Origin of the sequence: Herbidospora mongoliensis, from assembly GCF_001570545.1 — a bacterium.
GTDB classification, from domain to species: Bacteria; Actinomycetota; Actinomycetes; order Streptosporangiales; family Streptosporangiaceae; genus Herbidospora; species Herbidospora mongoliensis.
In genome coordinates, this window is record NZ_BBXD01000012.1 from 346,915 (window position 1) to 371,084 (window position 24,170).

Annotated in this window: 23 protein-coding genes; 14 read left to right on the forward strand and 9 right to left on the reverse strand. The window is 67.8% G+C overall.

The genetic code is table 11. From position 1 onward, the window contains the following. The first annotated feature begins 2 nt into the window (after positions 1–2). Both AW272_RS16440 and AW272_RS16445 read left to right on the forward strand, forming a co-directional pair. Complete coding sequence (locus AW272_RS16440) at positions 3–782, forward strand: enoyl-CoA hydratase-related protein (RefSeq protein WP_066365485.1); 780 nt, start codon at positions 3–5, stop codon at positions 780–782. A 23-nt stretch (positions 783–805) separates the two neighbouring features. Then, on the forward strand, positions 806–1,690 hold the full coding sequence (locus AW272_RS16445; RefSeq protein ID WP_066365497.1) for an alpha/beta fold hydrolase: 885 nt from the start codon (positions 806–808) through the stop codon (positions 1,688–1,690). On the opposite strand, the gene AW272_RS16450 is transcribed toward AW272_RS16445, so the two are convergent. Both AW272_RS16450 and galK read right to left on the reverse strand, forming a co-directional pair. Then, entirely contained in the window at positions 1,677–2,423 is a 747-nt protein-coding gene (locus tag AW272_RS16450; protein ID WP_066365499.1) for an aminoglycoside 3'-phosphotransferase, read from the reverse strand. The genes AW272_RS16445 and AW272_RS16450 overlap by 14 nt on opposite strands. Before the next feature lie 53 nt (positions 2,424–2,476). Further along, positions 2,477–3,580 carry a galactokinase gene (gene galK / locus AW272_RS16455; protein WP_066365501.1) on the reverse strand — a complete coding sequence of 368 codons (1,104 nt, stop codon included), beginning with the start codon at positions 3,578–3,580 and terminating at the stop codon, positions 2,477–2,479. Between the two features lie 18 nt (positions 3,581–3,598). Here galK and AW272_RS16460 point away from each other — a divergent pair, with 18 nt between their 5' ends. Genes AW272_RS16460 through trxA form a run of 6 tightly spaced genes read left to right on the forward strand, consistent with a single transcriptional unit; the run spans position 3,599 to position 6,838 of the window. Next, positions 3,599–4,390 carry a 1-aminocyclopropane-1-carboxylate deaminase/D-cysteine desulfhydrase gene (locus AW272_RS16460; protein WP_245657574.1) on the forward strand — a complete coding sequence of 264 codons (792 nt, stop codon included), beginning with the start codon at positions 3,599–3,601 and terminating at the stop codon, positions 4,388–4,390. Between the two features lie 2 nt (positions 4,391–4,392). Continuing rightward, on the forward strand, positions 4,393–5,106 hold the full coding sequence (pgeF, locus tag AW272_RS16465) for a peptidoglycan editing factor PgeF (protein ID WP_066365506.1): 714 nt from the start codon (positions 4,393–4,395) through the stop codon (positions 5,104–5,106). Between the two features lie 34 nt (positions 5,107–5,140). After that, positions 5,141–5,317, forward strand: a complete 177-nt coding sequence (locus AW272_RS40625) for a DUF4236 domain-containing protein (RefSeq protein ID WP_083958372.1) — start codon at positions 5,141–5,143, stop codon at positions 5,315–5,317. A gap of 57 nt (positions 5,318–5,374) precedes the next feature. Continuing rightward, on the forward strand, positions 5,375–6,154 hold the full coding sequence (locus AW272_RS16470) for a class I SAM-dependent methyltransferase (RefSeq protein ID WP_066365509.1): 780 nt from the start codon (positions 5,375–5,377) through the stop codon (positions 6,152–6,154). 34 nt (positions 6,155–6,188) lie between these two features. Further along, complete coding sequence (locus AW272_RS16475; protein WP_066365512.1) at positions 6,189–6,527, forward strand: MerR family transcriptional regulator; 339 nt, start codon at positions 6,189–6,191, stop codon at positions 6,525–6,527. Then, positions 6,524–6,838, forward strand: coding sequence for a thioredoxin (gene trxA, locus AW272_RS16480; protein WP_066365515.1), 315 nt, complete (start codon positions 6,524–6,526; stop codon positions 6,836–6,838). Before AW272_RS16475 ends, trxA begins: the two co-directional genes overlap by 4 nt. On the opposite strand, the gene AW272_RS16485 is transcribed toward trxA, so the two are convergent. Next, complete coding sequence (locus AW272_RS16485; RefSeq protein ID WP_066365517.1) at positions 6,829–7,332, reverse strand: O-acetyl-ADP-ribose deacetylase; 504 nt, start codon at positions 7,330–7,332, stop codon at positions 6,829–6,831. The two genes, trxA and AW272_RS16485, sit on opposite strands and share 10 nt — an antisense overlap. A 21-nt stretch (positions 7,333–7,353) precedes the next feature. Further along, positions 7,354–8,916 (reverse strand): GDSL-type esterase/lipase family protein, encoded by a 1,563-nt coding sequence (locus AW272_RS16490; RefSeq protein ID WP_066365518.1) that lies wholly within the window; start codon positions 8,914–8,916, stop codon positions 7,354–7,356. 416 nt (positions 8,917–9,332) lie between these two features. On the opposite strand from AW272_RS16490, the gene AW272_RS16495 reads away from it, so the two are divergent. Genes AW272_RS16495 through AW272_RS16505 form a run of 3 tightly spaced genes read left to right on the forward strand, consistent with a single transcriptional unit; the run spans position 9,333 to position 14,220 of the window. Continuing rightward, positions 9,333–10,370: an endonuclease domain-containing protein gene (locus AW272_RS16495; protein WP_169807555.1), complete on the forward strand. Its 1,038-nt coding sequence runs from the start codon at positions 9,333–9,335 to the stop codon at positions 10,368–10,370. Next, positions 10,370–11,005 (forward strand): hypothetical protein, encoded by a 636-nt coding sequence (locus tag AW272_RS16500; RefSeq protein WP_066365522.1) that lies wholly within the window; start codon positions 10,370–10,372, stop codon positions 11,003–11,005. The genes AW272_RS16495 and AW272_RS16500 overlap by 1 nt, the downstream gene beginning before the upstream one ends. Beyond that, positions 11,005–14,220 (forward strand): ATP-binding protein, encoded by a 3,216-nt coding sequence (locus AW272_RS16505; protein WP_066365527.1) that lies wholly within the window; start codon positions 11,005–11,007, stop codon positions 14,218–14,220. The genes AW272_RS16500 and AW272_RS16505 overlap by 1 nt, the downstream gene beginning before the upstream one ends. Here the strand turns inward: AW272_RS16505 and AW272_RS16510 are convergent. Then, positions 14,198–15,877: a DUF2264 domain-containing protein gene (locus tag AW272_RS16510; RefSeq protein ID WP_245657580.1), complete on the reverse strand. Its 1,680-nt coding sequence runs from the start codon at positions 15,875–15,877 to the stop codon at positions 14,198–14,200. The two genes, AW272_RS16505 and AW272_RS16510, sit on opposite strands and share 23 nt — an antisense overlap. Positions 15,878–15,932: 55 nt before the next feature. On the opposite strand from AW272_RS16510, the gene AW272_RS16515 reads away from it, so the two are divergent. Next, a complete protein-coding gene (locus AW272_RS16515) occupies positions 15,933–17,321 on the forward strand; it encodes an aldehyde dehydrogenase family protein (RefSeq protein WP_066365533.1) in 1,389 nt (462 codons plus the stop codon). Continuing rightward, positions 17,318–18,256 carry a hydroxyacid dehydrogenase gene (locus tag AW272_RS16520; protein ID WP_245657582.1) on the forward strand — a complete coding sequence of 313 codons (939 nt, stop codon included), beginning with the start codon at positions 17,318–17,320 and terminating at the stop codon, positions 18,254–18,256. The genes AW272_RS16515 and AW272_RS16520 overlap by 4 nt, the downstream gene beginning before the upstream one ends. On the opposite strand, the gene AW272_RS16525 is transcribed toward AW272_RS16520, so the two are convergent. From AW272_RS16525 to AW272_RS16535, 3 genes are read right to left on the reverse strand one after another with little or no spacing between them, the layout of a single operon-like run. Continuing rightward, complete coding sequence (locus tag AW272_RS16525) at positions 18,253–19,098, reverse strand: carbohydrate ABC transporter permease (protein ID WP_083958374.1); 846 nt, start codon at positions 19,096–19,098, stop codon at positions 18,253–18,255. The genes AW272_RS16520 and AW272_RS16525 overlap by 4 nt on opposite strands. Next, positions 19,095–20,063, reverse strand: a complete 969-nt coding sequence (locus tag AW272_RS16530; protein WP_083958375.1) for a carbohydrate ABC transporter permease — start codon at positions 20,061–20,063, stop codon at positions 19,095–19,097. Before AW272_RS16530 ends, AW272_RS16525 begins: the two co-directional genes overlap by 4 nt. 28 nt (positions 20,064–20,091) lie before the next feature. Then, the gene (locus tag AW272_RS16535) at positions 20,092–21,321 is read right to left on the reverse strand and encodes an ABC transporter substrate-binding protein (protein ID WP_169807556.1); all 1,230 of its coding nucleotides are present in this window, start codon (positions 21,319–21,321) and stop codon (positions 20,092–20,094) included. A 179-nt stretch (positions 21,322–21,500) separates the two neighbouring features. Here AW272_RS16535 and AW272_RS16540 point away from each other — a divergent pair, with 179 nt between their 5' ends. Continuing rightward, the gene (locus AW272_RS16540; protein WP_066365536.1) at positions 21,501–22,691 is read left to right on the forward strand and encodes an ROK family protein; all 1,191 of its coding nucleotides are present in this window, start codon (positions 21,501–21,503) and stop codon (positions 22,689–22,691) included. Between the two features lie 21 nt (positions 22,692–22,712). On the opposite strand, the gene AW272_RS16545 is transcribed toward AW272_RS16540, so the two are convergent. After that, the gene (locus AW272_RS16545; protein WP_157518579.1) at positions 22,713–24,110 is read right to left on the reverse strand and encodes a hypothetical protein; all 1,398 of its coding nucleotides are present in this window, start codon (positions 24,108–24,110) and stop codon (positions 22,713–22,715) included. Positions 24,111–24,170 lie beyond the last annotated feature (60 nt).

Below are 24,170 nucleotides of genomic sequence, written 5' to 3' on the forward strand. Positions count from 1 at the left end.
TCGTGAGTGACTTGGTGCTGAGCGACCTCGCCGACGGCGTGCTGACGCTGACCTTCAACCGCCCCGAACGGCTCAACGCCTGGACCGAGGCGCTCGGGGCGCGCTACTTCGACCTGCTCACCGAGGCCGAGGCCGATCCGGCGGTGCGGGTGATCGTGGTGACCGGGGCAGGGCGGGGGTTCTGCGCCGGGGCCGACTTCCAGACGCTCACGGCCCTTCAGGAGGGGACGCTCGAAAGCTTCACCGAGAAACGCGCCAACACCTTCCCCACGACGATCAAGAAGCCGATCATCGCGGCGGTGAACGGCGCCTGCGCCGGTCTGGGCATGGTCCACGCCCTCGTCTGCGACCTCGTCTTCACGGCCGCCGAGGCGAAGTGGACCACCGCCTTCTCCCGGCGGGGCCTCATCGCCGAATACGGCCTCGCCTGGGTGCTGCCGAAACTGGTCGGCCAGGCGCGGGCCCTCGATCTGCTGCTGTCCGGCCGCACCTTCACGGGGGAGGAGGCGGCCGGGCTGGGCCTGGCGCTGCGGTCGGTGCCCGGGTCCGCGCTGCCGGGCGTGGTCGGTGACTACGCCCGCGACCTGGCCCGGCACAGCTCGCCGACGTCGATGGCGGTGATCAAGCAGCAGGTCTGGGGCGACTGGGAGCTGTCGCTGGACTCCTCCCGGACGAAAGCCGAGAAGCTGATGGCCGCGTCGTTCGGCCGGGCCGACTTCGCCGAGGGGGTGGCCAGCTTCCTGGAGAAACGCCCGCCGGAGTTCCCGCCCTTCACTGGGTAGGGGCCCTGACGAGGTGATGCGAAATGGCGTTCCCAATCGTCACACGAACCCTGCACCGTCACGTCGACATCGATGGGCTGCGGGTCTTCTACCGCGAATCCGTACCGGAGACCGAGCAGGCGCCGGTGCTGCTCCTGCTGCACGGCTTCCCGTCGGCCTCGCATCAGTACCGCCGGCTCATCGACGCCCTCGGCGCCCACTACCGGCTGATCGCGCCGGACATGCCGGGCTTCGGCCACAGCGACGCGCCTGAGGGCCCGCTGACCTTCGACCGGCTCGCCGGCGTCATGGCGGGCTTCGTCGAGAGGCTCCGCCTCGATCATTTCGTTCTGTACGTCTTCGACTACGGCGCCCCGGTCGGCTTCCGCCTGGCCCTGCGTCACCCGGAACGGATCGCCGGTCTGGTGGTCCAGAACGGCAACGCCTACGAGGAGGGCCTGTCGCCGATCATGCGGAACCTGATCGCCCTGCAGCCCGGCCCCGACGGCGAGAAGACGGCCCGCGAGATGCTGACCCTGCCGACGACCCGCCACCAGTACGAGGCGGGGACGACCGACGTCCAGCTCGTCTCGCCGGACAGCTGGGTGCTCGACCAGTACTTCCTGGACAAGCCCGAACGGGCCCGTCCGCAGATCGAGCTCCTGATGGACTACCGGCACAACGTCGACCACTACCCGGAGTGGCAGGAATGGCTCCGGACCCAGGCGCCGCCGACGCTGATCACGTGGGGACGGGACGACATGTTCTTCCCGGAACCCGGCGCACGGGCCTACCTGCGCGACCTGCCGCACGCGGAGCTGCACGTGTTCCCGACCGGGCACTTCGCGCTGGAGGAGTATCTGCCGGAGATCGCGCCGCTGATCGCCGGGTTCCTCGACTCGGCGTGGAAGCTGGTCAGCCCCAGGTGAGCGCGTCGAGGTGCAGGTAGAACCTGATCCTGTCGGGGTCGACCTCGAATCCGAAGAGGTCTCCGCCCGGCTCCGGCCAGATCTCCCCGGCGGTGGCGAACAGCAGGGCGAGATCGGCGTGGGGGTCGGCCAGGCCGAGCCTGCCGAGGTCGACGAAGCCGGAGACCGTCAGGGTCTCCGGGTCGAGGATGATGTTCGGCAGGGTCAGGTCGCCGTGGCAGACGACGCTCCGCTCGGCCTCCTGCTTGTGGCGTAGGTCCAGTTCCGGCGCCAGGCGGGCCAGGAGCTCGGCCGGCGGGGTGGCGATCTGGTCTTCCGGCAGGAAGTCGGGGGTGACCGCGTCACGGGCGACGACGTCGGTGGCCAGGGCGAACATCTGGCCGAGGTCGCGCGAGAAGGGGCAGCCGGGGAGGTCGTGGAGGCGGCGTACCGCGCCGGCGATCGACGGCCAGGCCTGTTCGAGCTGGGCGCGGGACATCTGGTCGGCGGGGACGCCCTCGACGGCCGAGGTCACCAGGCGGGCGCCGTCATCGGTGATCTGCCAGTCGAGGGTGCGCTGGCCCGGGAAGCCCTGCGTGGCGAGCCAGTCGATGCGGTCGCGTTCGGCCGCCAGTTCGGCGGCGGGCCCGCTTTTGGCGTAGCGGGCGCCGTCGGCGGACCGGAACACCGCAGCGCCCGATTCGCCGTGGTTGACGGGCGTCCAGCCGTCGGGGCCGAGCAGGTCGTGGGACATCGCGCCTTCCGGTGAGTTGTCGATCGGGACCCGTTTTGCCCCCGCTCAGCTTCCTAAACGAGCCGGCGCGCTCCGGCCGACGGGATGGCGGTGCGGAAGACCGGGGCCTTCCAGCCCCTCGCCTCGTAGGCCTCGGCCACGTGCCGGCGCAGGGTGTCGGCGCGGTCGGTCGCCACCAGGGCGATGGCCGAGCCGCCGAAGCCGCCGCCGGTCATCCGGGCGCCCCTCGCGCCGCCCTTGATCGCCGATTCGACCGCCACGTCGAGTTCGGGGCAGCTCACCTCGAACTGGTCGCGGAGGGACAGGTGGGAGGCGTTCAGGAGGGCGCCGACCTCGGCGACCGCACCGGCCCGCAGGAGGCCGATGACGGCCTCGACGCGGTGGTTCTCGGTCACCACGTGCTGGGTGCGTTTGCGCTCGTCTCCGCTCAATCTGGACAGGGCATCGGCGAGGTCGGTGACGTCTCGCAGGGACTCCACGCCGAGCCTCTCGGCGGCGTTCTCGCAGTCGCGGCGCCTCTTGGCGTATTGGCCGTCGGCGAGTTCGTGGTGGACGCCGGTGTCGATGATGACCAGTTCGAGGCCGTGGGACGGCAGGTCGAAGGGGATCGCGCGGCTGCCGAGGGTGCGGCAGTCGAGCAGGAGGGCGTGGCCCTCTTTCGACAGGGCCGAGGCGGCCTGGTCCATGATGCCGCAGGGCATGCCGACGACCTCGTTCTCCGCCCGCTGGCCCAATCGCGCCAGGTCGAGCGGGCTCTGGCCCAGGTCGTAGAGGTCGTTGAGCGCCAGCGCGACGGAGATCTCCAGAGCGGCGCTGGACGACAGGCCCGCGCCCCGGGGGACGTCGCCGTCGACCGCGATGTCGGCGCCGCCGACCGGGAGACCGGCCGCGCGCATCGTCAGCGCCACTCCGATCGGGTAGGCCGCCCAGCCTTCGATCTCTTCGACCGGGCCGCCCGCCTGCACCGACACGACCCGCACGCGATCGTCGGACCGCCTGCTGACCGCCGCCGTCACACCCCACGGAACAGCGAAGGGGAGCACCAGACCGTCGTTGTAGTCGGTGTGCTCGCCGATCAGATTGACCCGGCCCGGGGCGTGCCAGACGCCTTCGGGAGTGCCGCCGAAGGCGGTTTCGAAAGAGGAGACGACCTGCATGGCCGTTAGATTATCGCTGTGGTCTCGCCTCTCATCCCGGCCGACGGGGTCCTGCTGAAGCGTGACGATCTCCTCCATCCCGACATTCCCGGCAACAAATGGCGGAAGCTCAAATACAACGTCACAGGCGAACCGCTGGTGACCTTCGGAGGGGCGTACTCGAACCACATCCGCGCCGTCGCGGCGGCCGGGCGCGAGTTCGGGTTCCCCACCGGAGGGGTGATCCGGGGCGAGCCGGTCTCCAACGAGGTGCTCGACTTCGCGGTGGCGTGCGGGATGCGGCTGATGTTCCTGGATCGCACGCGCTATCGGGCGAAGAACTCGCCTGAGGTGCTGGGACTCGTACAGAAGGAGTTTCCCGGCTACCGGGTGCTGCCCGAGGGCGGGTCGAACGCCGAGGCGGTGCGGGGGTGCATGGAGATCGGGCCTGAGCTGGCCCATCTCGGCGAGGCGGTCGTCTGCTGTCCCGTGGGGACCGGCGGGACGCTGGCCGGGCTCGCGGCCGGGCTGCCGCCGGGGTTCAGCGCGGTCGGGTTCTCGGTGCTCAAGGGCGGCGAGTTCCTCAACGACGAGGTGGCCCGGCTGCAGACCGAGGCGCTCGGTCACGTCACGCCGAACTGGCGCATCGAGACCGGGTTCCATTTCGGGGGCTATGCCCGGACCACTCCGGAACTGAGCGCGTTCATCCGTGATTTCGAGACGCGTCATGGGCTCCGGCTCGACCACATCTACACGGCCAAGATGATGTACGGGATCCGCGCGCTCGCGATGGCTCCCCCGGTGGTCGCGTTGATCACCGGTAGGGTGTGAGGGTGCTGCTGGGCGAGGGCGTACACGCCGTGATCACCGACCGTCATGGGGGCGTGAGCGCGGCGCCGTTCGGCAGCCGGAACCTCGGCGGGGCCGTCGGCGACGACCCCGGCGCCGTCGAGACGAACCGCCGGATGACCGCCTCCGAGTTCGGCGTCGACCCTTCTCGCGTCGTTCTCATGCGGCAGGTCCACGGGCGCGACGTCGCCTATGTCGAGAAGCCGTTCGGCGACGAGCCGCCGGGGGTCGACGCGATCTTCACCGCAGAAGAGGGGCTCGCGCTGGTGTCGCTGGCCGCCGACTGCGCGCAGGTGCTCGTGGCCGATCCCGTTGCCAGGCTCGTCGGCGCCGCCCATTCGGGGCGGCCGGGGACCCTCGCCGGAGTGGTGCCCGCGCTGGTCGAGGCCATGACCGGTCGTGGGGGAGACCCGGGGCGGATGGTCGCGCTGGTCGGGCCGGCCGCCTGCGGGCGGTGCTACGAGGTGCCCGCCGAGATGCGCGACGAGGTGGCGGCCGTCGTTCCCGAGGCCTGGGCGACCACGTCCCGGGACACTCCGTCGGTCGACCTGCGGGCGGCCATCGCGGCGCAGCTCACGCGGGCCGGGGTTCCCGATGTGAAGCACGACGACCGGTGCACCATCGAATCCGGTGATCTGTATTCATACCGCCGGGAAGGGCGTACCGGGCGCTTCGGGGCCTATATCTGGCTCGGCTAGGAACTTTCCGCCCGAATCCGCTCGTTCACCGGGCATGGGATGGGACTACCGGAAGTCTGTAAAAGTCGGACCGATGCGCTTTCACCTTTCACGTCACGGCGTCTCCCGCAGCTACGGGGGCCGTCGTTTCCACGTCTACCGCACGCCTGACGGACGCCGCCACGTGAGCGTGCGGCTGCCCGGTGGGTTCCACATCGGCAAGACGTTCTAATCTCACCATCTGATACGTATCCTCTCGTATCGCGAGACAGGGGTTACTCTCGTGCCCATGCACTACACGCATGGGCACCATGAGAGCGTGCTGCGGTCCCACCGCTGGCGCACCGCTGAGAACTCCGCGGCCTACCTGCTGCCGCACCTGACCCCCGAGACCACCCTGCTCGACGTGGGCTGTGGCCCCGGCACCATCACCGCCGACCTGGCGGGGCGGGTCGCCCACGTCACCGCCACCGAGATCGGCCCCGACGAGCTCGACCTCGCCCGCGCCGAGGCGGAGCGACGGGGGACGCCGAACATCTCCTTCGCGGTGGCCGACGTGCACGCGTTGCCGTACGGAGACCAGGAATTCGACGTCGTGCACGCCCACCAGGTGCTGCAGCACGTCGCCGACCCGGTGCGCGCGCTGCGCGAGATGGGCCGCGTCGCCGGCCTGGTCGCCGTCCGCGACAGCGACTACGGCGCGTTCACCTGGTTCCCGGCGATGCCGGAACTCGACGAGTGGCTCGCGCTCTACTACGCCGTGGCCGCCTTCAACGACGGCGAGCCCCAAGCGGGCCGGCGGCTGCTCTCGTGGGCCCGCGCGGCAGGCTTCACCGACATCGAGGTGTCCACCTCCACCTGGACGTACGCGAACCCCGACGACCGCGCCTTCTGGGGCGGCATGTGGGCCGACCGCGTCATGAAGTCGTCGCTGGGCCGCCAGGCCCTGGCCACCGGCCTGGCCACAGAACACGACCTGCGGCGCATCGCCGACGGCTGGCTGACCTGGGCCGCCGACCCCGACGGCTTCCTGTCGATCGTGCACGGCGAACTGCTCTGCCGTGCTTGACCTTGTCGCTGATGTCAAGGTTTAACCTGCGGATATGCGGATCGGTGAGCTGGCGCTGCGATCGGGAGTGAGCACCCGTTCGCTGCGCCATTACGAGCAGAAGGGGCTGCTGGTCGCCCGCCGGAGCGCCAACGGATACCGCGAGTACGACGAGACCCACGTCAAGCTCGTGCAGGAGATCCGGGCGCTGATGGCGGTCGGCTTCACCCTGGAGGACGCGCGCCCGTTCGTCGCCTGCCTGCAGGCGGGCAACGACTCGGGCGGCGTCTGCCCCGAGTCGGTGGAAGTGGTCCGCCGCAAGCTCATCGAGATCGACACCGAGATCCGGGACCTGATGGCCCGCCGCGACGAGATGCTACGGAGGAACACATGATCGAGGTCACCGCCGAGACGTTCGAGCGAGACGTGCTGCACAGCGACCGCCCGGTGCTGCTCGACTTCTGGGCCGAGTGGTGCCCGCCGTGCAAGATGATCTCCCCCATCCTGGACGAGATCGAGCGCGAACACGGCGACAAGGTGGTCATCGCGAAGATCAACGCCGACGACCACCCGTCGATCGCGCTGCGCTACAACGTCATCGGCCTGCCCACCCTGAACCTCTATCGGGACGGCGAGGTCGTCCACCAGATCAAGGGCGCCCGCCCCAAGCGCGCCATCCTCGACGGGATCGCCCCTCACATCTGAGCTTGGAACTGTGCGAACGCCTCATCGGTGAACAGCACGAACCGCACCTCCTCCACTTTGGTGGGAGTGGCCCGGACGGTCCCGATCGCGATCCGCGCCGCGTCGTCCATCGGCCACCGGTAGACCCCCGTCGACACCGCGGGGAAGGCGACCGTCGAGGCCCCCAGCTCGTCGGCCACGTGCAGCGACTCGCGGTAACACGATTTGAGCACGTGTGACCGGTTCTCGGTCGCGCTGTAGACCGGCCCGACGGTGTGGATCACCCATTTCGCCGGCAGCATCCCGGCGGTCGTCGCCACCGCCTGGCCCGGCGGCAGCCCTTTGCCGTAGGCGGAGGCCCGCAGTTTCCGGCAGGCCTCCAGGATCTCGCTGCCGCCCTTCCGGTGGATCGCGCCGTCGACGCCGCCCCCTCCCAGCAACGAGGAGTTGGCGGCGTTGACGATCGCGTCGGCCCGCTGATCGGTGATGTCACCCTGAACCACAATGATCCGCATGGCCGGATTGTGCCCGGTGGGTCAGACGTTCACCACGTCGAACTGCTCCCATGGCCCGACGGCCGTCCGGTTCGCGATGAGCGGTTGCGCGCCGCCGCCGTCGGCGCAGACGAGGTTGCCGTTGGCCTGGGCGCGGAGGCTGATCGTCCCGTTGGGATTGTTGATGACCTGGAAGGTCTCCCACGGTCCGATTGCGGCCCGGTTGGCGATGAGCGGCTGGGCGCCGGCCGCTTCGGCGGCGACGTACTGGTTGTTGGCGCGCGAGCGCAACGCGATGTTGTCGTTGCCCAGGTCGACGCGGTCGAACGTGGTGGCGCTGCCGTTCGCGATCAGGGTCGGGCCGGCGTTGACGAGCTGGTTGTTGGCCCGCGACCTGAGCTGGATGCCCGGCGTGCCGCTCGACGAGCCGAACCACGCGAGGTCGAAGGCGTTGGCCATGGTCTGGAACCCGGCGTCGTTGGGGTGCAGGTGGTCGCCCGGGTCGTAGGCGGGCAGGAAGCGGTTCGGGTTGGCGGGGTCGCGGGTGGCGGCGTCGAAGTCGACGACCCGGTCACAGCCGTTGCCCGCGGTGCGCACCCACGCGTTGTAGGCGGCGCGGCTGTTCTCGCCGTCCTGGCTCCAGTAGTTCGCGCCCTGGAACGGGGTCGCGGTCGCGCAGACGAACTGGATGCCGCGCTGGTGAGCGCGGTTGATCAGATTCTGGGTGGCGGCGATGATCTCCGTCGCCGTGGGGACGGGCCGGTTGGAGCCGATGTCGTTGATGGGGAAGTCAGCGAAGACGACCCACTTCACGCCCGTCTGATTGAGGACGTCACGCTCGAACCGGTTGATGGCACTCTGCCCCGCACCGTCGCGGAGGAGCTGGTTGCCGCTGATCCCCTGGTTGACGACGCCGATCGTCCGCCCGGAGGCGTTGAGCCGGTTGGAGAGCAGGTTCGGCCAGCGGCGGTTGGCGTTGTGACTGGACGCGACGCCGTCGACGATCGAGGCCCCCACTGCGACGATGGTGCCGGTCCCGGCGGCGTTGTCGACGTCGACCCCCGACAGGATGAAGTTGTCACCCGTCTCACCCGTCGGCGTGATGGAGGCGTTCCCCGCGACGTTGCCGCTCGCGATGTAGCTGGTCTGCAACGCCGTCTGGTGATAGGTCGCCGGCCCGGTGGCCGAGGGCAGATGGAAACTGACCGCGAGATCGGAGGAGGCCGCGACCGGCAGGCTCGCCGCATCGCTGATGGCCAGCCCCCCGACGGGGATCGTCACCGACTGCTGCCCCCCGAACGTCACCACCCGGTCGGTGGCAGAGTCGATCGACGACCCACTGGTCCGGCGCGCCACGTGCACGTTGGCGACGGTGAGCGCACGGGTGCCGAACGCGTTCGACAGCTGCACCCGAACCGCGGTGCCGCCGATGCTGGTGCGGACGATCTGGCGCAGCGTCTGGTTGTTGAACTCGCGGTTCGAACCGCTTTGCGGAGAGGCGGCCCAGGTGCCGTTCCAGGTGGCGGCGAAGGCCGGGGCGGGGAGGTTGGTCGCGACGAGAACCGCGACGAGAGCGGCGACGAGCGCCCGGGTTAACCGTTGCATTCTGTCCTTCTGCCTGTACGAGACCACAGGGGACCCCAGGGGTCGTGATCAGGCCGAGATTAAGCTGACAGGTCTTTGTCGTCAACAGATAGGTTGGATGTATGGTGCCCGGGAACGGTGCAAAGTGGTCGTTCGAGTGCCTCGAAAACGGACATAGGTCGGATCTGAGGCGGCGTGAGGGTGCTTGGTTTTTCGGTACGAGGTGCGCATGGCCGGATAAGTTCGGATATGCGGGGATTTGAAAGATTGTCAGGATGGCCGTTTGGTTAGTTTTGTAACTCCGGAAACAGGGATATCTCTAGAATTCCTGCGCATCAAGTGGTGTGCCCTATACCCTCTGCGACGTCACGTTTCTATATGAGTGTCCAGAGGGAACCGGCATGCCATTCTTGTGGGGCGATCTCCCGGTGGGGAGGGTGCTCCGCATTGCCGGAGTTGATTCCAGCATTGACGCCAATGTCATGGAATTGTTGCTGGACCCGCTGCCGGAGACCGGCCCCGCCGTCATCACGTATGCGGCGGCGGAGTGTGACTCGGTCCCTGAGCTGGTCGGATCCATCCTCGGCGAACTGGAAAAGCTGGCCATCGAGCTCTTTCCCATCTGGCTGCCCGAAGGAGACAAACTCGATGGCCCGGGTGGTGCCGGAATAGCGGCGGCGCGCGTTCTCGCTATGCGCATGGCCTCCGGCACTCGTCATTTCGGACCGTTCCTGGCAGAACTCGCCGCCCGTGCGATCCAGCACCAAGGGCAGTTCGCGACTGGGCTCAAGCCCATGCCTGGCCGCAAATTCCCCGCCGAGGTCCGGGCGGTCGGACTCGCCCGGGTCATCGCCGGCACGTTTCGGCGGCAGGACGCGGCGCTCGTCGTCCATGTCCCCGAGAAACTGACCTCCCACGGGGAGACGGTTCTGGTCGCCGGATGCGAGTGGCTGGCACACCAGAGCGGAATGGGTGTCTGGCTGATCGGCCCCGAGGTCAAACGGGTCGAGACCGTCGCCTTGAAAGTGCCCCAGCCGGTCACTCGACTGGCCGAGAAATTACCGCCATCGGAGACGACGCCCACCCGGATCCTCCGGGTGCCGCCGATCTGCGGCGAACCCGCCCGCTACAGCGAGGTCGAGCAGGCGGTGGAGAAGGCCTTGTGCGAAAGCTCCTGGGCCCACGGGCGGACCTGGAACCAGATCTACCCGTCGAGCGACTCCCTGTTCGTGCCGATCCGCACGGATCTCATGTGGGCCGAAGAGAAATGCGTCGTGGAGCTCGACGGTCCCGAACACAGGGCCCCCGCCAAGGCCGAGATGGACCGGCTTCGGGATCGGCATTTGGAACGTGACGGGTTCACGGTCCTGCGCTTCACCAACGAGCAAGTGCTCGACGATCTGCCGGCGGTTCTCCGCCGGATCAAGCGATTTCTCCTGGGGCGTCGCCTCAGGCTGAGCGAAGGAGCGGTCTGATGTCCGAAGAAAAGCTGACTTACCAGCAGGTTGCGGCTCTGCTTGTCCTCAAGACGTTAGGGACCGAGGTTGCGCGCCAGGAACTGGCGGACACATGGGGTCTTGATCTCAAGTCCAAGAACCGCGATGGGCTGGTCGACGCCAAGCTGATCGAAGTGGAGAAGCGGGAGCGAGGCTCGCTTTGGTATTCGATCACGGCCGCCGGTGAGGAGCGGGCGCTGGAAGAGGTTCAGAAGGGCGTGACGGTGACCTCGCGGTCGGGCAAGACCCTTGCTCTGCTTTACTTGCGTACTCTCCTCCACCCCGTGACGCCGGGTGCCTTGGTGGAAGTGCCGGAGGCGCCAGTTTCTCCGGCGGACCTCACGGATGACGAGGTTGAGGAGCGCATCCGGGTGGCCTACACGAAGATCTCTCCTGGGGTGGGGGAGTGGGTGTCGCTGACGAAACTGCGACCCCTCCTCGATGACATCGATCGTGAGCAGCAGGACGATGTCCTGCGCCGGATGCTGCTGGGCTGCCCTGAAGTGCATATTCTCGCTGCGGCGATCGTCGGCCAACTCACGCCTGAGGATCACGCCGCCGCCATCGTGATCGGCAACGAGCCCAACCATCAGCTGCGGATCGGGGCCCGCTGATGATCACCGAGTGGTACGCGCTCAGCTCGCTGAACTTCATTTCGACGGTCAACGGCGAGGATGACGTCTGGCAGCCGGTGCCCTTCCACGTGGAGGGGATGCACCCCCAGGCGTCACTGGCCCTCACTGCGGGCCTGGACGCCGCAGCGCGCAGCGTGGGTATCACCAGCCCTGTCGGGGTGGTCCTCGAAGGGACTTCCGGAAGCGGCAAGACCCACCTGATGAGCTGGCTGCGGGAGCAGGCCATCCAGCGCGACGGATACTTCTTCCTGATGAGCGTGCTCGACGCGCGCAACTTCTGGGAAAGCGCCCTGGTGTCCATCCAAGACGGCCTGGCCAGAGTCGGGGCCGATGAGGAGAGCCAGCTCAAGCGCTTTCTCCGCAACCTGACAGAGCCGATGTCGCTGCCGCGCCGAACTCAGCAGGCCATCATCGGTAACCAACCCTTGGAGAAGGAGTACCTCAAGGAGTTCATGCAGGGGCTCTACAAGAGAAACTCCAAGGTGTTCATGGAGGCCCAGGACACCGCGCGTGCGCTGGTCCTACTGGCGGCGAACGACTACAACCTCGCCAGCCTGGGCGACAGCTACATGTATGGCTTGGACGACATCGACAATGGACGCCGCGACTGGGGATTCCGCCCGGTCACGCGGACTTCCCAGGAACTGGTCCGGGACATTTCGCGGCTGCTGGCGATGACCGGGCCGAGCGTCATGGCATTCGACCAACTCGATCCGCTGATCAGCTCGATGGCGCTGTTCGGCGATGGTGAGGTCGACCCCCGCACCAGAGCTACGACACTTCAGATCGCCCACGGGCTGACCTCCCTGCGCGAGGTGACGAGCAGGACCCTGTCGGTCGTCTCCTGCCTGCCGGACACCTGGATGCTGCTCAAGCAACTCGCGGTGTCGAGCTTCAAGGACCGGTTCGAGCAGACCACGATTCTCAAGCGCATCCCGTCTCCTGAGGTGGGCCGGGAGCTCGTGATTCGTCGGTTGGCGGAGCACTTCAAGAACATCGATTTCGAGCCGCCCTACCCCACCTGGCCGGTCAGGCCGGAGGCATTCGCCGAGGCGCCCTATTACACGCCCCGGGTGGTTCTGAAAGCTCTCACCGACCACATCAAGGGGTGTGTGGCACGCGGAGAAGTCAAGGAACTGCTGCGTATCGACAGGGTCGACACGCACACGGAGCCGATCAGCCCGCTGGGGACGACGCTCAGCGAGATCCACGGCATAGAAACGACGTTCGCCCTGATCGAAGACGCCGCTCATGTCTCGGGGGCCCTCGACGCGACGCGGGAAGACGCGATCCTTCCCGGGCTGCTCGCCGCGGGGCTGCAGGCCTGGGTCATCGAACAGGGCGAGCAGGCGCAGGCGTTCCGCGTCGATCCGACATTCGGGCAGAAGACCTCACTGCACGCGCGTCTTCGTCAGGCCCTCGACGAGTCCAGGGAAGACGAGATCCACTGGGCGGTCCGCGGCATCAGTGCCAAGCATCCGAACGCGGCGCTGACCCGGCTCAAGAGGGCGGCCATCGCGGCGGGACTGGAAGCGGAAACGCCCAAGCGCAGGCTCGTCGTCATCAGGAACATCCCGTGGGCGGCCGGTCCGAAGACCCGGCAAGCCCTGGAGGACTTCCGGGCGCGAGGCGGCCGTATCGTCACGGTCGACGAAGAGGACCTGAAAACCCTCAGCGCCCTGCGGGACCTCATGGCGCAGAATCCGCCCAGCCTCAACAAGTGGCTGACCCTGAAGAAGCCCGCCAGTGCGATCAAGCTGCTCAAGGACATCGTTGAGGGCTGGTCGGATGAGCCGCAGGCCGCCTCATCTCTGATCGTTGAGGCGGAACCGACTCCGCCGCAGGTGCCGCAAGTCCCAAAAGCGCCTGAGGGTGACGTGCTGGAGGAGCCCCCCGCGCGGGTGAACCCCTTACCGACGCGGGAGTCCGGAACCTCGGGCCACAGCCCGCAGAACTTCCCGGTCGGCGCGCCGTCGCTGATCGTGGGGCGTTCCTACGAGCGCGGGCTTCCGGTCTCCGTTGAGCTGGAGGCACTGCGGAAGCACGTTGCGATCTTCGCGGGGTCCGGTTCCGGGAAGACCGTTCTGATCAGGCGCATCATCGAGGAGTGCGCCATTCAGGGCGTCTCTTCGATTGTGCTCGACACGAACAACGACCTTGCTCGTCTCGGTGACGCCTGGCCGGAGGAGCCTTCGGCCTGGGGTTCAGGTGACGCCGCTCGGGCCGCGCGCTACATCGCGGACACCGATGTCGTGGTGTGGACTCCGCGCCGGGAGAAAGGGCGGCCGCTGGCCTTTCAGCCGTTGCCTGACTTCGCCAGTGTTCGGGACGACGTCGACGAGTTCAACGAAGCCGTCGACGCCGCTGTTGCCGCGCTGGTTCCGAGGGCCAAGATCGAAGGAAACACTGCCAAGGCCGAAATGTCGCGGGCTGTGCTCAAGGCGGCTGTAGTCCACTTCGGAAAGTACAAGAGCGGCGGCCTCAACGGTCTGATCAATCTGCTTGAGGACTTCCCCGAGGACATCAGTCAGATCAGCGACTCGGTGAAGATCGCGCATGGGCTTTCCCAGGTGCTGCACGCGGCGAAGGTCAACGATCCGCTGTTCGGTGGGGAGGGTCATCCGGTCGACCCCGGATTGCTGCTCACCCCGCCTGCCGGGAAGCGGGCCCGCGTGTCGGTCATCTCGTTCGTGGGGCTGCAGAGCAACGCTGAGCGGCAGAGCTTCGTCAACCAGCTTCAGATGGCCCTCTTCGCTTGGATCAAGAAGAACCCCGCTGGTGATCGGCCACTCGGTGGGCTCTTCGTCATGGATGAAGCGCAGAACTTCGCCCCGTCTGGTGCCACCACGGTGTGCACCAAGAGCACGCTCGCTCTTGCCTCGCAGGCGCGGAAATATGGCCTGGGGCTGGTCTTCGCGACTCAGGCGCCGAAGGGTCTGCACAACCAGATTCCTGGCAACGCCGCCACCCAGTTCTTCGGCCTGCTCAATGCTCAGGTGCAGATTGACGCAGCCAAGGAGATGGCCCGCGCCAAAGGTGGCAGCGCCAATGACATCAGCTCACTGATCACAGGTCAGTTCTACGTGGCACCTGAAGGGTCGGGGTTCGCGAAGGTGCGTACACCGCTCTGTCTGAGCCACCACCCTCGGGCGCCGCTGACGACCGAGGAGGTCATCGAGCGAGCGAGCCGGTGACCTTGCAGGTCAGCCAGAACTCGCCCGGGTCGTGTTCGCCCCGCAGGGTGGGGAGGATCGTGCGCGGCACCAGGACGTTGGTTCCCGGGTGCGGCTGCACGACCTCCCCCTCCCGCCGGACCCCCGTCGGCCATTCGGTGTCCACGTGATCTTCGATGCGTGACAGGCCCTGGTCGGAGCTTGCCCAGGCGTAGCCGGGGCCGCGGTCCCGGCCGGTCTCGGTGTCTCGGTTGACCGCGAAGGCGGCTTCGGCGGTGAAGAGTCTGCGGGCTGAGACGATGCGGTGGATGCGCAGGTGTCCGGGTGGGTGGGGGACCAGCCACGTTTCTATGGCCACGTCGTCCCACGGTGACCAGCGCAGGTGGAGTTCTCCGTCACCGACAGGGACCTCGCAGCAGCGCCAGTGCTGTCCGTCCTCGCTCAACGCCAGGGTGCTGTCGTAGGCGCCCTGCTCAAGGCCATAACTCCCGGCGGGGACGCTGAAGCCGAACACCGTCGAATAGGCGAACTTCGCGTACTTCGCCGCGCCGCCGCGGGCCCACATGTTGTGCTGCGCCGAACTGAGCATCACGACGTGCCGGCCCTCGTCCGAGCGCATGAGGGTGACTCCGGCTTCGGGCTGGTGGACTGCTCCGTCCACGACGGGAGCGGGGGTTTCCTGGGTGGTCCAGAAGGGGTGGCTTTCGGGGAGGGCCAGAGGGAGGAACGCCTTCATGGCCCAGTAGGGCGACCCGGGGGCGTTGTACTGCTCGGCCAGCAGTGGTTGCGGGTAGCTGTAGCCGATCGTCAGGAGGCCGTCTCGGTCGGCTGTGTTCCGGCCTTCCCACCAGCGGAGATGCCGGAGCAGGTAGCCCTTCGTCTCGGCCCACGGCAGTGCTTCGACCTCGGCGAAGGCCAGGGCGGACCAGAACGCGGCCTGTGCGTAGCGGTAGGTCAGGGATCGGCCGAACGGGACTGCCGCGCCGTCGGCGGCGAACCAGTGGCGGAAGTCGAGGGCGAACTCGCCGGCTCGCTCGCGGAAGCGCTCAGCTCGGGCGTCTTCGCTCAGACCGGCGTAGATGAGGCCGTAGTAGTGCATGGCGAACGGCACGTAGTAGTCGCGCTGGGCGCTGGGGCCGTCTGAATACCAGCCTCGGCCCAGGGCGAATGTCTCCAGGCGGTCGAGCCGGGCCTCGTTGGCCTTCTCGTCGAAGGGGACGCCCACCCGCCGTAGGCCGAGGCCGACCATCACGGGGAAGAACTGCCAGTTGTTGTCGACGCCCGTGCGGTCGAGCGCCTGGGAGAGCCAGGTCGCCACCCGGTCGCGTTCGATTCCGGTCAGGTCGTCCCACAGCTGCGCCGGGGCCAGGGCCAGGGCGAAGCCCAGGGCCGCTGTTTCGACCAGGCGCTGGTCGACCTCGGCGATGTCGCCCCAGTATTCGGGGTGGGCCGGGTTCGTGCCGGCGGCCAGGCCTTCGCGCCACAACGCCATTCCTTCGCCCAAGGGGGCCAGGCCCCACAGCGGGCGGGCGAAGGCTTCCAGTTCGGCGGCCGTGTCGTCGTAGTGGGCGGTGTTCACGCCCAGGCGCAGGCGGGCTCGGCCGGGGCTGAAGAAAGGGGGGAGCGGAGCTACGAGATCCCGTACGAGCTGGGCCATCGCCGAACGATCCGTTGCCATCTCGCTCCTGTCAATACTTATTTTTATATATACACTTAAGGCTAGAATATAGCCCATGCACTACATCGATGGGGCTTTTGTTCCGGCCGTGCACACGGCCCCCGTGCATGAGAAGGCGACCGGTGCCGAGATCGGCAGGTATGCCCTCGGAGATGCCGCCGACGTCGATCGCGCCGTCGAGGCGGCGCGCAGGGCGCAGCCGGGATGGGCCGCGCTGGGGGCGCCTGAGAGGGCCGCCTATCTGACCGGCTTCCAAGATCACCTCAGGGCCCGTTACGACGAGCTCGTCGAGTTGTCGATGAAGGAGACCGGGGGAGTCCGGGCCAAGGCCGTCGACGAGGTGTCAGCCGGGTTGAAGCAGCTCGGGATCTCGGCTGTGGAGGCGTGCGGGACGGCGGGGGACGTGCTCCAGCCGTACAAGGCAGGGAAGTTGTCGCTGTCCCGGGCGGTGCCGCTCGGGGTGCTCGGGATCATCACGCCCTGGAACTATCCGGTCAATCTGGCCATGCGGGCGGTCGCGCCGGGGCTGGCGTTCGGGAACACGATCGTTCTCAAACCGGCTGAGCTCACTCCGATCATCGGGGGGCAGGTGCTGGCCGAGGCCGCCGACGCGGCGGGGTTGCCGCCCGGTGTGTTCAATGTCGTCCAGGGGGACGGGGCCTCGGCGGGGCATGCGCTGGCTGAGCATCGGGGGCTTGACCTGCTTGATTTCACCGGGTCGCGGGAAGTCGGGACGGCCATCGCGCTCTCGGCGGCGGCCGATCTGCGGCCGGTGCGGCTGGAGCTGGGGGGAAGCAACGCGTTCGTGGTGCTCGACGACGCGGACGTCGAGCTGGCCGCGTCGTGTGCGCTGATCGCGTCGCTGGAGTTCCAGGGGCAGACGTGTATCAGCGCCAGCCGGCACATCGTGCTCGAATCGGTCGCCGACGAGTACATCGCGGCGCTCACCCGCAAGGTCGCGGCGCTGAAGGTCGGGGATCCGTTCGATCCGGAAAGCGACCTCGGGCCGCTGATCAGCGAGGTGCAGAGAGACAGGGTGCACGAGCGGATCGTGCTGCCGTCCGTCGCGAAGGGGGCGGTCGTCGCCACCGGGGGCACCTACGACGGGCTGTTCTACCGGCCCACCGTGCTCACGGGCGTCACCCCGGACATGCCGGCGTTCGCCGAGGAGATCTTCGGGCCGGTGCTGCCGGTCACCGTCGCGCGGTCTGAGGAGGAGGCGATCGACCTGGTCAACGGCTATCCGATGCTGATGAACTCCGTCTTCAGCCGGGATCTCATCAGGGGGCTGGCCGTCGCCGAACGGCTGCACGCCGGGGAGGTGCACGTCAACGACGCGCACGCCCGGCACGGCGCCGAGAACCAGATGCCGGGGTTCACCCGCCGTCAGTGGATCGGGCTGCAGCGCGGGCCGCTCGACCTGCCGGGGTGGACCCGGGGGTGATCGTCGACTACGCGATGCACCCGGAGCTGCCGGCCCGCCTGTTCGGGCGGGCCGAGGCTCCGCTGACGGAGTTCACCAGCCAGGCCTCGCGGCGCAGACTGAAGACCACCGAGATCCTGATCACCGGCTGGGGCTGCCCGGTCCTCGACGCCGAGGCGCTCGACGCCGCGCCGCTGCTGAAGGCCGTCGTGCACGCCGCCGGGAGTGTGAAGGGCCATGTCACGCCCGAGGTCTTCGCCCGGGGGATCGTGGTCAGTTCGGCCGCCGACGCCAACGCGATTCCGGTCGCGGAGTTCACGCTCGCCATGATCCTGCTGGCCAACAAGGCTGTGCCACGGTTGGTCCGTGAGTACCACGCCGCCAGAGAAGATCTTGGTCTGCTGACGCAGCACAACGATCTCGGCAACTATCGCAAGGTCGTCGGGATCGTCGGGGCCTCGCGCATCGGGCGACGGGTCATCGAGCTGCTCCGGCCCTTCGACCTGCAGGTTCTCGTCGCCGATCCCTACGCGACCGATCTGGTCACGCACGATCTCGACGAGGTCGTCGGGCGCAGTGACGTGGTGTCGATTCACGCTCCGGCGACGCGGGAGACGTACAGGATGATGGGCGCGGAGCGCCTGAGGGCCCTCAAGGACGGAGCGACCCTCATCAACACCGCGCGGGGTTCTCTCGTCGACGAGGCCGCGCTGATCGCGGAGCTCCAGAAGCGGCGGATCTTCGCGATTCTGGACGTCACCGACCCCGAACCCCCGGCGGCGGACTCGCCGTTGTGGACACTGCCCAACGTCGTGCTGACGCCGCACGTCGCGGGGGCGCTGGGGTCGGAGGTCGCGCGGCTCGGGGCCGCCGCTCTCGATGAAGTTGTACGACTGACGCGCGGCGCCCCCCTCAAATACGAGGTGGACCCGCGCGTCCTGTCGTACCAGGCTTAACTCTTGAGGCCCGAGAACGCGATGCCCTGCATGATGCGCCGCTGGAAGATCAGCAGCACCACCATGACCGGGATCACCGCGAGCGCCGCGCCCGCCATGATGTAGTAGGCCCGGCCCGACTCCGTGCTCGCGAGCTGCTGCAACGCCAGCGGCAGCGTGTAGAGCTCGGGGTCGTTGAGCACGATCAGCGGCCACACCAGGTCGTTCCAGTGGAAGATGAAACTGGTGATCGTCACGACGGCCAGCACCGGCTTGGACAGCGGCAGGATCACCCGCCAGAAGATCTGCATGCGGCCGGCGCCGTCGATTCGGGCGGCTTCCTCCAGTTCGACCGGAAGCGTGCGGAAGAACTGCCGCATGAGGAAGATGTCCAGGACCGAGGCCACGTTGGGCAGGATGATGCCCCACGGCGAGTCGTAGACGCCCAGCACCTGCGTGACGTGCAGACGCGGGACCAGCAGCGTGATCGTCGGCACCATCATGCCGGCCAGCATCAGGACGAAGATCTTGTCCCGGCCGGGGAACGGGATGCGGGCGAACGAGTAGGCCGCGAGCGCGTCGATCAGGAGTTTCACCGGGACCAGGAAACAGGTGATCCAGACGCTGTTCCAGAACGCGGTGCCCAGGCCGCTGATGGTGAAGACGTACTCGTAGTTCTCGAGCGTCGGGCTCCACTCGCCGGTCTTCTTGTCCAGCGGGAGGAGTTGCGGCACCTGCGTGTAGACGTCGGGGCCGTTCTTGAACGACGTCGCGAGCATCCACACGAACGGGACGACCGACACCAGCGCCAGCAGGATCAGCGCGATGTAGATGGGCAGGCGGCGCACCGTCTTCTGGGTCACGATGCCTCCTGCTTCATGAACTTGAACTGGATGAACGTGATGATCATGATGAAGACCAGCAGGATGAACGACATCGCGCAGGCCGCGCCCATCGCGTTGTAACGGAACGCGTAGAGGTAGATGTGCAGCACGTACGCCAGACCCGACTGCTCGGGTCCGCCGGTGACGCTCCTGTTGCCGCCGCCGGAGAAGATGACGTACACCAGACCGAAGACCTGGAGCGCGGCGATGATGCCGGTCACGACGAGGTAGAAGGTCGTCGGGCGGAGCATCGGCACGATCACCTTGAAGAAGCGCTGCACCGGGCTCGCGCCGTCGATGACGGCGGCCTCCTTGATGGACTCCGGGATGCTCTTCAGGCCCGCCAGGTAGATGATCATCGAGATGCCGCACTGCCAGGCCGCGATGAAGGCCAGCGCCGGGATGACCAGCTCCGGGGTGTTCAGCCAGTTCTGCCGCGGGATGCCGACCAGGCCGATCACCGCGTTGATGACGCCGTACTGCGGGTCGTAGAGCCAGCGCCAGATGGCGCCGACCGCCGCCTCCGCGGTCACGACGGGCAGGAACAGCAGCAGGCGGAACAGGTTGGAGCCGCGCCTGATGGAGTTGATCAGCAGCGCCTGGGCCAGCGCCGTGACCAGCGTCAGCGGCACCGCGACCAGGGTGTACTGCAGGGTGACCTGGACCGACTTCCAGAAGTGCGGATATTTCACGTCGTCGAAGAACAGGTCGATGTAGTTCTGCAGGCCCACCCAGATCGGCGCGGAGTGCAGGTCCCACTCGGTGAAGCTGTAGTACAGGGCCGCCAGGGCCGGATAGAGCAGGAAGATGATGAAGTACACCATCGCGGGGGCGATGAGCAGCCACCCGATCAGATGGTCGCGCCTGCCGATGCCCGGACGGCGGCGCCGTCCGGGCCTGGCGGGCGTCTCGGCGGGCCGCTGGGCCACGACCGGAGATGCCACGGTTGCCTCGCTTCCGTGAAGGGCTGGGCTAGCTGTTCCAGCCGAGCAGGGCGCGGGTCTTGCCTGCCGCGTCGGTGAGGGACTCCTGAGCGGTCATCTTGCCGCTCAGCGCCGACTCCAGAGCCGGGGCGATGATCTCGTCGTTGATCTGGATCCACTGCGGGAGCGCCGGGCGCGCCTGCGCGACCTTGAGCTGCTCGAGGAAGGCCTGCTGCTGCTCGCCGAAGGTGGCGGCGTCGCGGTCGGCGGCCACCTTGTTGACGGGGAAGCCGCCCAGGGCCTGGGCCAGGGTGGTGTTGTTGGTGGAGTTGGTCAGGTGCTGCAGCCACTTCCAGGCCAGGGCCTCGTTCTTGCCCTTGCTGAACACGACCGCGTTCTCGCCGCCGATGTTGCCCGCCGGAGTGGTCTTGTACGGCAGCGGAGCCACATTGAAGTCGAGGTCGGGGAACTGGTCCTTGATCGTGGCGACGTCCCACGGGCCGGAGATCATCATGCCGGCGAGGCCGTTGGCGAAGGCCTGGTCGGAGTCGGTGATCTCACGCGGCGACGACGGCAGCAGGTCGACCCAGAGCTGCAGCGCCTCCACGGCCGGGGGCTGGTCGAACAGGATCTTCTTGCCCGCCTCGTCGACCATCGAGCCACCGGCCCCGCCCACGACGCCGGGCCACATCCAGGCGCCGTAGCCGTCGCCCTTCGGCACGACGATGCCGGCGACCTTGGCGTCCTTGGCGTGGATGGCGGCGCTGATCGTCTTGAGCTCGTCCCACGTCTTCGGCGGGGTCGGGACCAGCGCCTTGTTGTAGAAGAGGGCGACCGCGGTGTGGTCGATCGGGAAGCCGTAGAGCTTGCCGCCGACCTTGTTGGTGTTGAGCGCGCCCTCCCAGAAGTCGGCCTCGTTGAGAGTGCCGGCCGGGACCTCCTTGATGGTGCCCTCTTGGGCGAAACGCGAGACCAGCGGCTGGTCGAGGATTCCGACGTCGGGAACGGTGTTCCCCGCGAGGGCGGAGCCGAGCTTGGTGTTGTAGTCGTCCTTGGGAATCTTGACGATCTTCACCGTGACGCCGGGGTTGGCCTTCTCGAAGTCCGTCCGGATCTTCTCGACCACTTCGCCGGCCTGAGGGGTGCGGTCTTGGAACATCCAGTAGGTCAACTCCGTCGTGGCAGACCCCGCGCCGCCCTCCTCGGAGCCGCCGCCGCAGGCGGTGAGCCCGGCGAGCAGCAATGCTGCGGCAGCCGCCCCAGTGACTCTCCTGATCATTTCCTTCTCCTTCTCGGGGGGTTGAACAGACGATAATGTAAGACGCAAAAAAAGATCAGTCCCTCGTCGGAAACGCTTTGGTAACGCGGCACCCGCTACCCTGTGCGGCGGCATGTGCCTGGTAACCCTTTTGTTCACGCATTGAACTAACATGTCGGCAGAAAACGGGAGGACAGGCCATGGCTAGGCCGGAGCGTAAGACGGTCAGGGATGTCCGGAAGGGGAACCGCGGCATGCTGCTGCGGACCCTGTACTTCGGCGGCGCCCGGAGCCGTCACGAGCTGACCGGGCTCACCGGCCTGTCCGCCGCGACCATCAGCACGATGACCGGCGACCTGCTGTCGGAGAAGATCCTGATGGAGGCCGGCCAGGTCGAGAGCGACGGCGGGCGTCCGCGCGTGCTGCTGCGGGTCAATCCCGTGTACGCCTACGTCATCGGCGTGGACGTCGCCGAGACCCATGTCCGGGTCGAGCTCTTCGACCTCGAGATGAAGGAGAAGGCGCGGGTCGACTACACACTCCGGCCCTCCCACCACGACATCGAGCTGGTCGCGCGGCGGATCTTAGCCGGGATCGATGTGGTTTTAGCCGACGGGCAGGTGACCTCCGAGCAGGTGCTCGGCGTGGGGATCGGGGTGCCGGGGATCGTCGAGCGGGGGTCTGCCGACACGCTCATCCACGCGAAGACCTTCGGCTGGGACGGGGTGCCGCTGGGGGCGCTCATGCGCGCGGGGACCTCGCTGCCCGTCTTCATCGACAACGGGGCCAAGACGATGGGGCAGGCGGAGCTCTGGTTCGGGGCCGGCCGGGGGGCCGACCACGCGGTGATCGTGCTGATCGGGTCGGGTGTGGGGGCCACGGTGGTGGCCGACGGGCTGGCGGTGCGGGGGACGTCCAACAGCGCCGGTGAATGGGGTCATACCAAGATCGAGATGAACGGGCGGCTGTGCCGGTGCGGGTCCCGGGGATGCCTGGAGGCCTACATCGGGGCTGAAGGATTGCTGGCCAGGGCGGGGGTGCCGACGCAGACGACCGACTGGCCGTCGGCGCTGGGACGGGTGCTCGACGCGGGCGGCGACGTGGTCAGGGAGACCGTGACCTATCTGGGGACGGGGCTGGCGAACCTCATCAACATGCTGAATCCGGAGCGGATCCTGATCGGCGGGTGGGCCGGGCTGATGATCGGCGAACGGCACCTCGACGAGATCCGCGTGGTGGTGGGCGAGAATTCACTGACCCAGCCCTACAACGCTACGTCGATCGTGCTGGGGGAGCTCGGGCCGGACGCGGTGGCCATGGGGGCGGCGACGCTGGTGCTGGAGGAGTTCCTTGACACGAGCGCTCCACTGCGGCTGTCCGCTGTCAGTTGATGCTTAGTTCAAAGGGTTGAACTAAGGTCCGCCGACATACGTCCTGCGCCGGTCGCCTTCGCCCGGGAAGATCATCAGTAGCAGGGTCTGCGGGTTGTAAAAGTCGCCTTCCGGCTCGCGCAGGTGGGCTCTGACGCGGTAGTCGCCGCGCCGCAGGCCGGGCACCTCCAGCCCGTTGTCCGCGTACATCGGGTCGTACAGTTCCATGTGGCCGGTGAGGCTCCGGTAGCCGACCTCGACGACGTGGTCCCAGCCCTTCGTCTCGACCGGAGGGCGCTCGCGGTAGACCTCGGCCGTCAGGCAGACGTCGAAGTCGGGGTGGACGTTCAGGGCGAGCAGGCCGGGGTCGGTGGCGATGAGCGGCGCCTCCGGCACGTCCCAGTTCTCCTCCTCCAGGCCGGGGTCCCATGACTCGATGGCGCCGTAGTCGGTCCATTTCACGGCGTCGACCACGTGGGCCGGGCGGATCAGGGGCCGGTGGCGGTTCAGGTCGCAGAAGACCTCGTCGGCGGCGTCGGACAGTGCGTACGTCACCTCCTCGGCGGCGATCATCGCGGTGTCGTCGCGGTGGACGATCGGGCAGATCGGCGCGAGGGCGTATCCCCGGGCCTCCTGGCCGGGATAGAGCGCGCAGGCCGCCCGTCCGTAGGCGATCACGTCACGGTCGGGGATCCCGGTGAAGAGGTCGCCGCCGCGTATCCCGCACAGGAACGCGTCCTCGCCGACCGGGATGCCGTCGCCGTACCTGAACGTCTCGCAGTCGAGGGCGGCGATCTCGCCCCGGTTCCCGTCGGTCGCCACGAGGCCGACGACCAGGCCGGTCACCACCAGCCGGGTGAGGGCGCGGCGCACGGGCCGCCAGGCGAGCAGCCGCCTGGTCAGCCCGGGTGGCCGCCGGACGGACATCAGCAGCAGGAATCCCACCAGCAGTCCCGGCACCGACGGCAGCATGGTGAAGCGCATCCCGATCCAGCCGAACCACCCGCCCTCGAAGCACTCCGTGTCCCGCACCAGGTCGAAGGAGAGGAGCAGGGGCTGGTATCCGTGGACGACCAGCAGCCAGCCGGCCATGATCCGCACCGTGACGCGGCCGGTCCGCTCCCGCCGCGTTCCCCCGGTCAGGGACAGCACCAGCGCGGCCAGCATGATCAGCGGGACCGCGCCCGTGGCGGCTGCCGTGAGGAGGGTCTCGCCGACCAGTCCGAGCCCGAACAGCCGGGGGCCGCCGCGAGCCGCTTCGGGCACGTCGGAGAAGCGGGCGAGGAAGTAGGTGATCTCGTCGGAGAGATCGCTCCCGAGGCAGTGGGAGAAGACGAATCCGCCGTACCCGTATCGGCCGGGCAGCGTCGTGAGGTAGACGAGGTAGGCCGCCGCGACCACGGACGCGAGAACCAGGCAGATCGATGCTCTTCGGGACACGAGCGGTCACGCTAGCGGGACGCACCGACAAAGTGGTATAAAACCATCCTGTTACATAAC

Coding starts and splice junctions, on each gene's coding strand:
- AW272_RS16445 (WP_066365497.1), top strand. CDS start 806: ATGGCGTTCCCAATCGTCACACGAACCCTGCACCGTCACGTCGACATC.
- AW272_RS16450 (WP_066365499.1), bottom strand. CDS start 2,423: ATGTCCCACGACCTGCTCGGCCCCGACGGCTGGACGCCCGTCAACCAC.
- AW272_RS16475 (WP_066365512.1), top strand. CDS start 6,189: ATGCGGATCGGTGAGCTGGCGCTGCGATCGGGAGTGAGCACCCGTTCG.
- AW272_RS16485 (WP_066365517.1), bottom strand. CDS start 7,332: ATGCGGATCATTGTGGTTCAGGGTGACATCACCGATCAGCGGGCCGAC.
- AW272_RS16510 (WP_245657580.1), bottom strand. CDS start 15,877: ATGGCAACGGATCGTTCGGCGATGGCCCAGCTCGTACGGGATCTCGTA.
- AW272_RS16500 (WP_066365522.1), top strand. CDS start 10,370: ATGTCCGAAGAAAAGCTGACTTACCAGCAGGTTGCGGCTCTGCTTGTC.
- AW272_RS16505 (WP_066365527.1), top strand. CDS start 11,005: ATGATCACCGAGTGGTACGCGCTCAGCTCGCTGAACTTCATTTCGACG.
- AW272_RS16535 (WP_169807556.1), bottom strand. CDS start 21,321: ATGATCAGGAGAGTCACTGGGGCGGCTGCCGCAGCATTGCTGCTCGCC.
- AW272_RS40625 (WP_083958372.1), top strand. CDS start 5,141: ATGGGATGGGACTACCGGAAGTCTGTAAAAGTCGGACCGATGCGCTTT.
- galK (WP_066365501.1), bottom strand. CDS start 3,580: ATGCAGGTCGTCTCCTCTTTCGAAACCGCCTTCGGCGGCACTCCCGAA.
- AW272_RS16490 (WP_066365518.1), bottom strand. CDS start 8,916: ATGCAACGGTTAACCCGGGCGCTCGTCGCCGCTCTCGTCGCGGTTCTC.
- trxA (WP_066365515.1), top strand. CDS start 6,524: ATGATCGAGGTCACCGCCGAGACGTTCGAGCGAGACGTGCTGCACAGC.
- AW272_RS16540 (WP_066365536.1), top strand. CDS start 21,501: ATGGCTAGGCCGGAGCGTAAGACGGTCAGGGATGTCCGGAAGGGGAAC.
- AW272_RS16515 (WP_066365533.1), top strand. CDS start 15,933: ATGCACTACATCGATGGGGCTTTTGTTCCGGCCGTGCACACGGCCCCC.
- AW272_RS16470 (WP_066365509.1), top strand. CDS start 5,375: ATGCACTACACGCATGGGCACCATGAGAGCGTGCTGCGGTCCCACCGC.